The organism is Devosia sp. 919 (genome assembly GCF_013185965.1).
GTDB lineage: Bacteria > Pseudomonadota > Alphaproteobacteria > Rhizobiales > Devosiaceae > Devosia.
This window is the reverse complement of the sequence record NZ_JABAOL010000003.1, coordinates 143489-156830: the sequence shown is the minus strand read 5'-3', so window position 1 is coordinate 156830 and position 13342 is coordinate 143489. Positions and strand designations below refer to the sequence as shown.

Sequence of the window (13342 nt, the reverse complement as noted above, 5' to 3'; positions counted from 1 at the left end):
ATCGAACCGCTTAATTCCCCCACATCGACAGCAAAAAGCCCCCGCCCCTTGTGGGAGCGAAGGCTTGAATGCGACAGCGGCGCGAGCGCTACTTGCCTTGGCCCACCGCGTCGAGGGTGGCGTAATCCTCGTCGCTGAGCTGGATCGACGCGGCGGCTACATTATCCTCGAGATGCTTGACCTTGCCGGTGCCCGGAATGGGCAGCATCACCGGCGAGCGCTTCAACAGCCAGGCCAAAGCAATCTGGCTGGCGGAGGCGCCATGCTTTTCAATGATCGCGCGGGTCTGCGGATTGCCCTCAACAAGCTTGCCGCCCGCCAGGGGGTACCAAGGGATAAAGCCGATGCCGTTGGCTTCGCAATATTCCAGTACCTCCTCACTCTGCCGGTTGGCGAAGTTGTAGTGGTTCTGGACTGTCGCGACGTTGAAGTACTGCTGGGCTTCCTTGATCTGCGCCACGCTGACTTCGCTCAAGCCGGCATGCCGGATGATGCCTTCCTGTTGCAGCTTGGCGATCTCGCCGAATTGGTCGGCGCTGGGGACCTTGGCGTCAATGCGGTGCAACTGCCACAGATCGATGACCTCGATCTTCAGGCGGCGCAGGCTCAAAATCGCGCCCTGTCGCAAGAACTCAGGCCGGCCGAGTGGCGGCCAGACATCTGGGCCGGTGCGGGTCAAGCCGCTCTTGGTCGCTACGATCGTACCCTTGTCATAGGGCGCCAGCACCTCTCCGATCAGCTCTTCGCTGATATAGGGTCCGTAGCTTTCGGCCGTATCGATGAAGTTGACGCCGATCTCGGGCAGTCGCCGCAAGGTTGCCTTTGCCTCCTGCGGATCCTCGGGCGGGCCCCAGATCCCCTTGCCGGTGATGCGCATGGCGCCAAAGCCCAAGCGATTGACCTCGAGGTCTCCGCCAATGGCAAAGCTGCCCGATTGGGCTGCGTCGAGTGTAGTCATGTTGTGATCTCCGTTGTCGCTGCGCCGGAATGGCGCCGGAATTCTTGCGGCTGATCGACAACGCAGCGAGGCGTGACCTAGTTCTGTTTTTCGGGCAACTCGGGCAACGGCATGAACTCGATACCCTCTTCATGCAGGCTGATGACTTCCTCGCGCGTCGCCTCGCCATAGATCCCGCGCGGCTCGACTTCCTCGAAGTGAATCTTGCGCGCTTCCTCGGCAAAGTGATCACCCACATAGTCGGCTTCGCTCGTCACCTTTTGCCGGAACTGGCGCAGCATCTCCCTGAAGCGCACCATATCGGGGCGCATGCTCGACACCACGACTTTGTCGCTGCCCGCACGGGACACCGCGGGCGCCATCAGCGCTTTGGAGACTTGGGTGGATCCACAAACGGCGCAGCCGACAATGCCGCGCTCCTGCTGCTCGTCAAAGGCAGCCGCGCTCTTGAACCAGGCCTCAAACTGATGGCCCTGTTCACACTGAAGAGAATACTGGATCAATGCTGGTTCCTGGCCCGCAGAAATGCGGCCCTTTCGTTCAAGGATATAGGTTAGCACCGGCCGCGGGCAATCCGCTGCCGACAACAAAGTCTCGGGCGTTCTGCAGCGCCGGAACGCGCCGGCGCGCGTCCTTGACCTGCTCAAGCGCAATCTCGGCCACTGCAACGCCCGGCTGGTCATGCGCCAGTTCAACGAGGATCTTGCCCCATGGGTCGATAATCATCGAGTGCCCGTAAGTGGCGCGCCCATTCTCGTGCTGCCCGCCTTGCGCGGCGGCAATAACATAGGAGCCCGTTTCAATGGCGCGCGCCCGCAGCAGCACTTCCCAATGGGCTTGCCCTGTTGGCACCGTAAAGGCTGCCGGGACCGCAAGCAGATTGGCTCCGGCATTGGCCAGAGCATTGTAGAGCCGGGGAAAGCGCATATCGTAGCAGATCGAAAAACCGAGCGTAAACTCGCCCAGCGGCGCCGTCACCGCCTGCTCGCCCCCCTTGTAGGTAGCGCTTTCGCGATAAGCATTGAGCCCCACGATATCGGCGTCAAAAAGATGGATCTTGTCGTATTGCGCCACCACCTTGCCATCCGGGCTGAACAGCACTGAGCGATTGGCAAAGCGTCCGTCCTCAAGCGGAATAGGCAGCGAGCCGATATGAACATGAATGGCGTGCTTGCGCGCCAATTCGCCCACGCGCGCCAGTTGCGGGTGGCCCTCATAGGGCGCAGCCACTGAACGCAGTTGATCCCGGCTTTCGGGAAAGATCAGCGTGACTTCCGGTGTCAGTGCATATTGCGCACCGGCCTGAACCGCCTCGGACAGAAGCGGTTCGAGCGCAGCAAGATTGGCATCCGGGTCAAGCCCGGACTGCATCTGAATGGCGGCAATTTTCATGATCACTGGGCCAGCAGAGGATCGAGGCCGCCTTGACGATCGAGCGCGGCCATATCGTCATAGCCGCCCACATGGGTTTCCCCGATAAAGATCTGCGGCACGGTCCGGCGGCCATGCGCCCGCTCGGTCATCTTGGCGCGCAGGTCGGGATCGAGCACCGTGATCTCGGTGAACTCGGCGCCCTTTTCACGCAGCAGCGACTTGGCAGCGTGGCAATACGGGCAGGTCGGGGTGGTATAAATTTCAATCTTGGCCATGGGCTCTGGCTCCTAGAATAGTTTCTGTCACCCTTATATGGGCTCTTCCTCGCCAACAACAACGCGTGCGAAGGTGATCACATCCGCCTGCTCGACCCCGGCGCGCAGCAAGACCCGCGTAACCGCTTTGGTCGTGGCTCCGGTGGTATAAACATCGTCCACCAGCACCACACGGCGTCCCGCGAGCCGGACCGGCAGGTCTGGATGAACGGCAAATGCCCCCTGGACGTTGCGCAGCCGCCCAGTGCTGGATAGGCCCACCTGTTGGCGCGTCGGCTTGATGCGGCTGACAAGGCTGAGATCAGCTACAACGCCGGTGAGCCGCGACAAGTGCAGCGCCAGCTCTGCGGATTGATTATAGCGCCGCTCGCGCTGGCGCCGCCGATGCAGCGGCACCGGCACCAGCACTGCTGGCTTCCCCGCCCAGAGTTCGTGCCCGGCACTGGCCATCAGCCGCGCGCAGAATTTTGCCAACTCCGGCCGGTCACCATATTTAAGGCGCGATACCAGCGTGCGCGCCACCTCGTTATAGACTACCGCTGCACGGGCTCGCTCAAAGGGTGGGGGGTCGGCGAGCGCTTCGGCTGAAACTGCGTCGGCGCCGAGGGAAAACTCAAACGGAATTCCGAGCCGCGGGCAAAGCGGCGCGCTGATCGGGCGCAGTTGGGCAAAGCATCCTGCACAAAGGCCATCGCTGTGCGCCGTTGGCGCCTCGCATCGCAGGCAAACGGGCGGGTAGAGCTGATCCAGCACGGCAAGGCCGAGCCAACGCATGCCGGCAACGGCACCTCGCGCCAGCCATTGGCTTTTGACACTGGGCTCCTGGCTCTCCATATAGGCTAGTAGTGCCCCTTCCCGCTCCGGCTGCAAGACCCTCCATGCAAGCGCCTCCGCAGATTTTTGACCCAGGGCTGATCCGTCTGCATCTGGATCGCCGGAACAGCACCGAACCGGACTTCGTCACCACCTTGGTTCTGGGTGACCTGGAGGATCGCCTGGCGACACTGCTGCGCCCGTTCAGCCGGGCCCTCATCATCGGTCCAGATCCTGACAAGCTCCCGGCGTTCGGGCAAAGCGGGCAAGGCAGTTTTTCCTTCCAGCGCTTGCCTGCTTTCACATCAGCCGGAGAGTTGCCCGAAATAGAGGGGGACAACTACGACCTGATCGTTTCGCTGCTGCATCTGCAGTGCGTCAACGACGTGCCGGGATATCTGGCGCGCCTGCGGGCCAAGCTGGCGCCCGATGGCTTGCTGCTGGCTGCCGCGCTGGGCGGGGAAACCCTGACTGAGTTGCGCGAAGCCTTTTTGTCGGCTGACGCCAGCGTGCAGGGCGGCGCCTCTGCCCGAGTAGCGCCGTTCGTCCAGGTGCGTGATGCCGGAGCATTGTTGCAGCGGGCCGGGCTGGCCTTGCCCGTCGCCGATGTGGAAACCCACATTGTGCGCTACCCCCATGCCTTGGCCCTGATGGCCGAGCTCAAGGGCCTCGGTGCCAGCAACCCCCTTGCCGATCGCTCCCGCCTGCCCGCCACCCGAACCCTTTTGGCTGCAGCGGCCGAAGCTTATGCCAGCCGTGATGCCGACCCGGACGGCCGGATCCGGGCGACGCTTGAAATCATCTGGCTTTCCGGTTGGGCTCCGCACGCGTCCCAGCAACAGCCGCTCAAACCCGGCAGTGCGACCACCAAGCTCCGCGACGTCCTCGCCGGGGGAAAATAGCTGCCTAAACAAAAAAGGGCCAGCGCTGGCGCCGACCCTTTCAACTCCAACGCTGCGGCGGATTACGCGGCAGCTTCCTCGTCGCTCGCGTCGGCCGCGTCGCCTGCATCAGCAGCGTCGGCCTTGGTGCGCTTGGGCGACTTGGCAAGATTCTTTTCGATCAGCTGCACCGCTTCGGTCAGTGTCAGGCGGTTCACGGCACTGATTTCACGGCTCATGCGATCCATGGCCTGTTCAAACAGCTGGCGTTCCGAATAGCTCTGCTCGGGCTGTTCTTCGGAGCGATACAGGTCGCGCACCACTTCGGAAATGGCGATCAGATCACCCGAATTGATCTTCGCTTCATATTCCTGGGCGCGACGCGACCACATGGTGCGCTTGACACGGGCCCGGCCGGTTACGGTATGAAGGGCCTGATTGACCATGTCCTCTTCGGCCAGCTTGCGCATGCCAACGGACTTGATCTTGGCTACGGGAACGCGCAAGGTAAGCTTGTCCTGCTCGAAGCTGATGACGAACAACTCGAGAGTGAGACCAGCAACTTCTTGTTCTTCGATCGACACGATCATGCCGACGCCATGTGCGGGATAAACGACATACTCGCCGGTCTTGAACCCCAGCCGCTGCTGTGACTTCTTGGCTACCATATGGTGGAACTCCTTGTTGACGCCCCAGTGGACAGTTCCCGGCGGGAAGGACCGTCCACATTAACTCTGCTTGCCCGCGGCGCAGGCGCTGCAGCAGTCGAGCTCCACGATCGTTCCGGTCCGCTTTGCCGGAACGCCATGCCTCTAGCGATGTAGCCAGAAGTCGTGCCCGCGGGCACGGTTGAAGATGAGCTCAACTGCAGACAAGCAACACCCTAGCACAAAAATTCGGCAAAATCAAAAAGAACGAATCAGTGCGGCAACTAAGCCGCATTGCTTTGTCGATTACCATGTGGCCGAGGGTTGGGACCGTCAGTCGCCTTCGCCGGGCGCTTCAGAAAAGTACTTCTCGAACTTGCCAGCTTCACCGTCATGCTGCTTGGCATCCGCAGGCGGATCGCGGCGTTCCGAGAGGTTCGGCCAGATTGCAGAGAATTTGGTGTTGATCTCGAGCCAGGCGTCCAAGCCACTTTCAGTGTCCGGCTTGATGGCTTCGGCGGGACATTCCGGCTCGCACACGCCGCAATCAATGCACTCGTCGGGATGGATGACGAGCATGTTCTCGCCCTCGTAGAAGCAGTCAACCGGACACACTTCGACGCAGTCGGTATATTTGCACTTAATGCAGTTGTCAGTGACGATATAGGTCATGGAGGCGGGCTTTTCGGAGCGGACACAAGGGTCAACGGAGATCGCCGGCAGGCGTTGCGCCGGTGCTAAACGCTTTTTCCCTACATCGCAAGGTTGGAGGAGAGCAGCCAATTGCCGCTTCCTGGGTGAGCGCGCAAAGCTGTTCCTTTTATTCGTCGGGGTCCTCGATCAGCCGATGGGTATCGCGACGTTCTTTCTTGGTGGGTCGCCCCGAGCCGGCCACCCGCTCTCCCACCGCCCGCTCGAAGGGCGATAGTGCCTCCCGCGGCAACGGGGGAGGCGACAGGTCTTGGTAAAGCTCTGCAGCTTCGCTGGCCGGTCCCCGCCGCTCACCCACATCAAGAATCTTCCAGATCATGATGCGGCCATGCAGGGTCATGGTCAAAACGTCACCCACGCCCACCCGGTGATCACTGCTCAAGGTGCGCTCGGAATTGACCCGCACGGCGCCCGCCTCGATAGTTTTCTGCGCGAGGGTGCGCGACTTAAGGGCGCGCGCAAAAAACAGGAACTTATCGAGCCGCTCCTTGCGGACGGCTGGCTCGATCGGCCCCGCCAAGCGCTAGTCCTTCTTGTTGCGCAACGCCGCCAGCGCTGCGAACGGGCTGTCGGGGTCGAAGGCAACTTCGCGCTTTTCGCGCACGGGCTTGTCAACGCGTGGCGCATCGCTGCGCGGCTTGTCGAAGCGCCTGCCTTCGGGTTTTGGCTTGAGATGCTGGGCCTTGGACAAGTCCTGCACTTCGCCCGCTGGACGACGCTTGGACAAATCCTGGACTTCCCCTTCGGGGCGGCGTCGGGACGGTTGACGCTGACGATCCTGACGTGGCCGGCTCTCCGCTTCCCCACCTTCGGCACCACCGCGACGGCCACCTTGCTGGCGGCGGTTGTCGGGGCGCTTGCCGCCGGGGAACCAGACTTCATCCCATTCAGGCTCGGCAGGAGCGGCATTTTCGGTGTTTGCAGCTTCAGCGATGGGGGCGGCAATTTCGTCGCCCACCGGTGCCGTGGCCTCGATGATGGTGGTATCAGGAATGTCGAGCGCCAGGGGCTCGGGCACGAGCTCAACGGCAGGTTCGGACGACTCGCCGCTAGGTTCCACTTCGCTGGGATTGTCGGCGAGTGTCTGCTCGAGGGCCGGCGCTTCCGCGCTGGCCTCGGCTGGCGTTGCGCTTTCCGTAGGCGCTGCTTCTGGAGCCGCGACCGGCTTGAGCGTCCGGCGCAGGCGATAACCAAGCGACTGCAGGATCGAGGCAAAGTCCTCGCCCGAACAGCCCAGCAGCGAGGTCATTTCGACGGTCACGCGGAAGCCATTGCCTTCCGCCGCGCCGACAGGAACTTCACCCTGGTAATGGCCGGGGTCGATCGCGATCAGCGGGCGGATGATGTCGGCAAGCCGCTCGAGGATGTCGATACGAACGGCGCGCTTGCCCGCGACCTTGAAACCCGCCACCTCGTACAGGCGCGTATCGACTTCCGGGTCCACCAGAAAGGAGGTGCGACCCGACAGCACGATATGCGGGATGTCCGAAACGCCCGGCTGCCTGACGCCGCCATGCTTGAGCGCATAAAGGATCAGCGCCAGCTCCCGTGGAGCAGGCTTGAGCGAAAGCGGCAGGTAAAGGTGATAAGCACCAAACTTGATGCCCAGCTTGCGCAGCTTGCCGCGGACGTCCTGATCAAGCCCCTTGACCTCGTCGCTTACGGCGGAGCGGGGCAGGATGCCGAGATTTTCGAACAGCTGGAAGGCAATGCCGCGGGCGGCGCCTTCAAGATCAGGGGGCGCTTCAAGCGCCATTACGCCTTCAAGCACGGTATTGATGTGGTGACGCAGCCAAAGGTTGAGCCGATCCTGCACACGCTCAAGATCGGGGCCGGTCAGTGTTTCATCGGCCAGCAGCAGGATACGCGGCCGCAGCAGGCTGTCGCCTTCAAGTAATTCGGCGACTAGATCGCCCTTCCAGCGCAGCCGGCCATCCGTGGCCAGCACGATTTCCTCGTTTGGCGCGCCCGCAAGCCGATCGGCACGATTGCGAATTTCGGGCGCCACGGCGTGATCCGCCGCGGCGCGCAGGCCCTTGGCGTCAACATCCCCGTCATTGCGCGCCAGGGTAAAGCGGAAGCCTTCCAGGGTGCCGATCAGGTGGCCTTCAAGGCGCACTTCGCCTCGGTCATTGATCTCGGGAGATACCATGCGTTTGTCTTTCAGATGGCGGAGCAGCACGCTAGTGCGGCGGTCGACGAACCGCTGGGTCAGACGCTCATGGAGAGCGTCGCTCAGCCGATCCTCGATATCACGGGTCTTTTCGCGCCAATGAGCCGGGTCTGCAAGCCAGTTTTTGCGGTTCGCGACAAAGGTCCAGGTCCGGATCTGCTTGATGCGGTTGGAAAGCGTGTCGATATCGCCGCTGGCATTGTCGCAAAACCGGACCTGTTCGGCCAGCCAATCGGCGTTGACGGCGCCGCGGCGCATCAGGTCCGAATAGATCCGCGTGACGATTTCCCCATGCGCCGCCGGAGAAATCCCTTGGTAATCCGGGATTTGGCAGCACTCCCACAGCAGCCGGGCCCCATCGAGCCCTCGCGCCAGCTGCCCCGCCTCGTTGCGCGCGACGAACTCAAGCGCATGCTGGTCGGTGGCTACCGGTACCCGGGTAAGGCTGCGGTGCTCGGGCGCCATTTCGAGGCTATCCCGGAGCGCGGCGATCGATGAGAAATCCAGCCGATTGTTGCGCCATTGCAGCACTTTGATGGGGTCGAAGTCGTGCGTTTCGAGCGCAACGATCATTTCTTCCTCAAATGGCTCGGTGCCGCCGGTGACGCCGAAGGTGCCATTGCGGGCGTGGCGACCGGCCCGGCCGGCGATCTGACCGAGCTCGGCGGCGGTCAGCGGGCGGCTCTGGTGACCATCGAATTTGGTGTCGTCGGCAAAGGCAACATGGTGGATATCGAGATTGAGCCCCATGCCGATGGCGTCGGTGGCGACCAGGAAATCCACATCGCCATTCTGGTACATGTCGACCTGGGCGTTGCGGGTGCGCGGGGACAGCGCACCCATCACCACCGCGGCGCCACCGCGCTCGCGCCGGATCAATTCGGCGATGGCGTAAACCTGTCGGGCCGAGAAGGCGACAATGGCGGAGCGCGTCGGTTGGCGCGAGATCTTCTTGGAGCCGGCATAGGTCAGCTGGGAAAAGCGTGGGCGGTCGATGATCTCGGCATTGGGCAAGAGCTTGCGGATCACTGGCGCCATGGTGGCGGCACCCAGCAGCAGCGTTTCGTGGGTGCCCCGGGCATTGAGGATGCGATCGGTGAACACATGACCGCGGTCGAAGTCCATCGCTGTCTGGATTTCGTCGATGGCGACGCAATCCACGCGGATATCGGTGGGCATCGCCTCGACGGTGCAAACCCAGAAGCGTGGCTTGGCCGGAACGATGCGCTCCTCGCCGGTCACCAGCGCCACGGCCTGCACGCCGACGCGCTCAACGACACGCGTATACACCTCCCGCGCGAGCAAGCGCAGGGGCAGGCCGATCATCCCGGTGGGATGGGCCAGCATGCGTTCGATGGCGAAATAGGTCTTGCCCGTATTGGTGGGGCCGAGAATCGCTTTGAGCGAGGAGGAGGATGAAAAGCTCATTGCCCTGCTATGTAGGGTCTCGCATCGGCGGTTGCGAGGGGTGGGCGCGTGTCCCAATCGGGGACAGGATCGGGCGCGGTTCTAGCCTAGTTTTCGGCTTTCGAACAGTGCGGGAACGAACCGGGCCCGAATCGGCGCGAACGGGGGAATGCGGGTTTGTTCCACACCAGAGCTGGTGGGGATAACTTATCGGGACCCACAAGTGAGATCGGCGGCGGCGCCCAAGTTGCCACAAAGCGTACACAAAGATGAACGGATTATGAACGCGTCCTGAACCGGGGCGGAAGTGACCCGCTCGTTAAGCTCGGCGGGACTAAGAAACTTATCCCCGTAACCATTGGACAGGCGCATTCTGGGCCGTGTGAAAGCCGGCGTTAAGCCTTGGCGCCATTGACTGTCCCAGATTGGGACGGCGTGGGGCAAGGTGCCTGGGGAGATGGAATGTTGGAGAACAATGGCGGGTGGAAAATCGGCGCTGTCCCGATCTGGGACGTTTCGGCGGGGTTTGGACTGGCGGCGCAAGGTGTGAACCATAGCGTGAACGAACAGGGGGAGAATCGCAGCAAAGGCGCGAATCCCGGTTTGTTCACCCCAAGCTATAGACGCTCGGGGCTGGCGGGACACAAGAGTGCGTCGGCACCGGCGAAAAGGATGCTGAATGCCTCAAAAGCGGTTCACCAGTGCTGCTGAGGGGTTAACGGGCTGCAGGAATTGGGGAGTCTTGCGCGATCGTTGCTGCATTTTTTCGCGGAGCGGTGGTGATGTTTACCATTGCGCCCAGGTGGGACGGGCCGGCGGGGAGCAGCTGTTAAGGAAAAAACCGTTGACCGTGCCAGGGCGGGACTGGGCGGCAGGGTGACATGGGCAAGGCTTGGCGAGGGTTCCACCACCTCCCCCCGGTCTAGGATCTCGTGGATGAACCCGGGCTCAAGGCCGGGGTTTACAATCTGGGGTGTGGGAGTGCTGATGGCTTGCCAGGGGCAGCTATACGAGCGGGAGGGGACTAGGGACTGGACCGTACAGGGTGTGAGTGGTGGGGCTGCAGGGGTGAGAGGCGCGGCTTACGCGACTAGCCGGTGCACTTGCCCCCTAGTCCGCCTCCCCAGACGGTGTCGCTCCCGCTTTTGAGCCGGGATCCAGCTTGAGGTGGTGGTTTTGTGCACGGTTGCTGTGGCCGCAATCCACGATCTAGCGGCGCAGTGAGGCATTTCGGGATGGGCCCCGGCTCGAGGCCGGGGTGACAGTGGGGGGCGGAAGGGTTGGTGCACCCATGCCACCGCCAAATGCTGGCCCGCCCGCGTCAGTGGCAGCGGTGCCGTTGCCTTGGCTTAGAAGCGCATGCCGGTGAGGACCATGGAGAGATCGCCCATATTGGTGCCGAGCAGCACGCGATAAGGGATGAAATAGCCGGTGGCGCCGAGGGGAGCGTACCAGATGACGATGCGGCCGTTCTCGGCGAGGTAATTGGTGATCTCGGACGTAGTGAAATGGCCCGAGATGGGAATATAGCGCACGCTGCAGAGCACGACCGGCCCTTGATAGCCGGTACGCGGGGAGGTTGCTTCGTCGGTGCCAGCCGGGGTCATCGCAATATCGAAGCGCTCGACGCCCGTGAAGATGCCGGTACGTCGCTGGCACAGGCTTTTGTCGAGTGTGCCGCCCTTGATCACAAAGGCGGAGAGAAAATCGCCCACACCGCCGAGATGGCTGCGCTCGATCGGGATACGGTCATAGTTGTCGACAATGGCCGGGTTGACCTTGAACGCGGCGACAGCGCCCCGCGCAAAGGAGACATCGACATTGAACAGCTCGCCATTGGCCCGGGTTTCAAGGGCGAACTTGTCCGAGCTCAATTGCGGGCTTGTCGAGCGGCCGGCTGAACTGGCTGTGGCGGTGCCGCTGGCAACGAGCGAGCCCAGGCCGGCGACATTGGCCTTGAGATCAAGGCTGTAGCGGGCACCATCATCGAGCAGGTCGACATCCATCGCGGCGATATTGATGCCTCCCAGCGTCAGCACATAGCTGGCGCGGGCATCCACGGACTGCGACTGCGCCAGGGCGGGCATAGAAAGGACAGCAGACAGGCCAGCAACAACAAGGCCACGAGTGAAGCGAGACAGAAACACGCTGATTAACTCTCCAAGCAGGCATTGCGCCAGCAGCGCAGCGAATCAACACAGGAGTGCAAACTGCCGTGCCCGGGGATGAGGTGCAAGGCGCTCGCGCCGGGTTGAGCCGCGCTTGCCTTGACGCCGGGGGCCCTTTTCTCTAAAGAACCCGCAGATTTCCCGACAATCGAGGCCCGTTGCGGACTGTTCCGCCACGCAGGACCTTTACACAAACAGGATATATCAAATGGCACGTCGCTGTGAACTGACCGGCAAGGGCGTAATGACCGGAAACAATGTTTCCCACGCCCTTAACCGTACCCGCCGCCGCTTTCTCCCCAATCTGCTCAATGTGACGTTGCTGTCCGAAGCACTGGGTCGCCCGGTCAAGCTGCGCATCTGCGCTGCAGCCCTGCGCACCGTCGAGCACCGCGGTGGGCTGGATGCATTCCTGCTCAAGCAGGCCGATGCCGATCTGTCGCCGCTGGCGCTGGGCATCAAGAAGGAAATTCGCGCGAGCCTCGCGGCCGCCTGAGCTTTCGAGCCGAACTGAATTTTTGAACCGCGTCGGGTAAACCCCGGCGCGGTTTTTTGTTGTTTTTGACTTTTGTTCTGCCGGGTGCCTTGCAGCCGTGAGGTTGGGCCGGAGTGACCAAGTGCGCGATGCGCACCTCCCCCTTGACGGGGGAGGATGGGTGGAGGTGCGAGAGGCACCGTACCGGGGCCAACCGCCCCCCTCCCTTGATCCCTCCCCGCGAGGGGGAGGGTGTTGACTGCGAGATCGGTGTTCTCCGCAATTAGTGTTTGGCGCTAGATTTCGCCGCTGGGCCTCCCTCCCCCTTGAGGGGAGGGCTGGGGTGGGGGTCGGTCGGTGCTTGAACCGCATCACCCCCTCCCTTGGTCCCTCCCCTCAAGGGGGAGGGAAGGCCTGACTACGCACGCCAGTTTTAATCGTAGCGATCGAAACGGGCACAAACTGGCCAGGCGCGGGATGCAGCGCCTCCCGCTCGACGGGGGAGGATAGGTGGGGGTGTGGAAGCCGCCTTGCCCGGGCCAGCCGCCCCCCTCCCTTGATCCCTCCCCGCGAGGGGGGAGGGTGTCGACTGCGATGGCCGGTGCAAATCAAGCTCGACTGTTTTTCGGGGTGGCACCGCGGGCTCGGAGGAGGTAGACAGCGCCCTGCCCCGGTCTGTTGCCGGTCAGCGGTTTTTTGAGGTGCATTCCATGCGTGCTCGTTTCTTGGCGGCTGTGGCCGCCATGGTGGCGGTTGTCGCCGCGTCCAATATCCTTGTGCAATATCCCGTCGGGTTCGAGATCGGCTCGGTCAATCTGGGCGATATCCTGACCTGGGGTGCCTTCACCTATCCAGTGGCATTCCTGGTCACCGACCTCACCAACCGCGCCTTTGGCCCGGCGAGGGCGCGGGTTGCGGTGGTCGCCGGCTTTGCAGTGGCGGTGATCCTCTCGATCTATCTTGCCACGCCACGCATCGCCATTGCTTCGGGCACGGCGTTCCTGCTGGCACAGTTTCTCGACATTTCCATCTTCGATCGCCTGCGCAATGGCGCCTGGTGGCAGGCGCCCATCTTCTCCTCGTTGGTGAGCTCGGCACTCGACACGATGATCTTTTTCACCCTGGCGATGAGCCCGGCCTTTGCCGTGCTCGACACGATGTTTGGCCGCGAAGACGGCTCGCTGGGCTTCGGGGCACCGCTGCTCGGCGTCGGGACCGAAGTGCCGCTCTGGGTGTCGCTGGGCCTCGGGGACTTTTTGGTCAAGCTCATCCTCGCGCTGCTGCTGCTCGCGCCCTACAAGACGCTGCGCGGTTGGCTGGCCGGGCGGAGCACGGCGCTGGCTTAAGATACGCACCCGCCGACGAGCAGGGCACCAAGACATCCTCCCCACAGCTGTCATCCCGGCCTTGAGCCGGGATCCATCCTGAGGTGGCGGGCACGGGCAGCTGGCGGCGTGGGG

13 protein-coding genes are annotated in these 13342 nt (G+C 62.6%); 3 read left to right on the top strand and 10 right to left on the bottom strand.

Going from position 1 to position 13342, the window contains the following annotated elements; translation table 11 throughout:
- Positions 1-88: 88 nt before the first annotated feature.
- From HRQ64_RS19140 to HRQ64_RS19120, 5 genes are all read right to left on the bottom strand, one after another.
- Entirely contained in the window at positions 89-958 is an 870-nt protein-coding gene (locus tag HRQ64_RS19140) for an aldo/keto reductase (protein ID WP_172125703.1), read from the bottom strand.
- 77 nt (positions 959-1035) lie between these two features.
- Entirely contained in the window at positions 1036-1461 is a 426-nt protein-coding gene (locus HRQ64_RS19135) for a DUF1178 family protein (RefSeq protein WP_172125701.1), read from the bottom strand.
- A gap of 37 nt (positions 1462-1498) precedes the next feature.
- Positions 1499-2350, bottom strand: coding sequence for a carbon-nitrogen hydrolase family protein (locus HRQ64_RS19130; protein ID WP_172125699.1), 852 nt, complete (start codon positions 2348-2350; stop codon positions 1499-1501).
- Between the two features lie 2 nt (positions 2351-2352).
- Positions 2353-2607 carry a glutaredoxin 3 gene (gene grxC / locus HRQ64_RS19125; RefSeq protein ID WP_127754576.1) on the bottom strand — a complete coding sequence of 85 codons (255 nt, stop codon included), beginning with the start codon at positions 2605-2607 and terminating at the stop codon, positions 2353-2355.
- Between the two features lie 33 nt (positions 2608-2640).
- Positions 2641-3477 carry a ComF family protein gene (locus HRQ64_RS19120; RefSeq protein WP_248307135.1) on the bottom strand — a complete coding sequence of 279 codons (837 nt, stop codon included), beginning with the start codon at positions 3475-3477 and terminating at the stop codon, positions 2641-2643.
- 8 nt (positions 3478-3485) lie between these two features.
- Between HRQ64_RS19120 and HRQ64_RS19115 the strand changes: the two genes are divergently transcribed.
- On the top strand, positions 3486-4322 hold the full coding sequence (locus tag HRQ64_RS19115) for an SAM-dependent methyltransferase (protein WP_172125697.1): 837 nt from the start codon (positions 3486-3488) through the stop codon (positions 4320-4322).
- A gap of 62 nt (positions 4323-4384) precedes the next feature.
- On the opposite strand, the gene HRQ64_RS19110 is transcribed toward HRQ64_RS19115, so the two are convergent.
- From HRQ64_RS19110 to HRQ64_RS19090, 5 genes are all read right to left on the bottom strand, one after another.
- A complete protein-coding gene (locus HRQ64_RS19110; protein ID WP_127754578.1) occupies positions 4385-4969 on the bottom strand; it encodes a CarD family transcriptional regulator in 585 nt (194 codons plus the stop codon).
- A 312-nt stretch (positions 4970-5281) separates the two neighbouring features.
- Positions 5282-5620, bottom strand: a complete 339-nt coding sequence (fdxA, locus tag HRQ64_RS19105; RefSeq protein ID WP_172125747.1) for a ferredoxin FdxA — start codon at positions 5618-5620, stop codon at positions 5282-5284.
- Between the two features lie 148 nt (positions 5621-5768).
- Positions 5769-6179, bottom strand: a complete 411-nt coding sequence (locus tag HRQ64_RS19100; protein ID WP_210258719.1) for an RNA-binding S4 domain-containing protein — start codon at positions 6177-6179, stop codon at positions 5769-5771.
- A 3-nt stretch (positions 6180-6182) separates the two neighbouring features.
- A complete protein-coding gene (locus tag HRQ64_RS19095; RefSeq protein ID WP_172125695.1) occupies positions 6183-9260 on the bottom strand; it encodes a helicase-related protein in 3078 nt (1025 codons plus the stop codon).
- Between the two features lie 1328 nt (positions 9261-10588).
- On the bottom strand, positions 10589-11386 hold the full coding sequence (locus HRQ64_RS19090; RefSeq protein WP_127754580.1) for a DUF3108 domain-containing protein: 798 nt from the start codon (positions 11384-11386) through the stop codon (positions 10589-10591).
- A gap of 229 nt (positions 11387-11615) precedes the next feature.
- Here HRQ64_RS19090 and rpmB point away from each other — a divergent pair, with 229 nt between their 5' ends.
- Positions 11616-11903 carry a 50S ribosomal protein L28 gene (rpmB, locus tag HRQ64_RS19085; protein ID WP_127754581.1) on the top strand — a complete coding sequence of 96 codons (288 nt, stop codon included), beginning with the start codon at positions 11616-11618 and terminating at the stop codon, positions 11901-11903.
- 689 nt (positions 11904-12592) lie between these two features.
- The gene (locus HRQ64_RS19080; RefSeq protein WP_127754582.1) at positions 12593-13228 is read left to right on the top strand and encodes a VUT family protein; all 636 of its coding nucleotides are present in this window, start codon (positions 12593-12595) and stop codon (positions 13226-13228) included.
- Positions 13229-13342 lie beyond the last annotated feature (114 nt).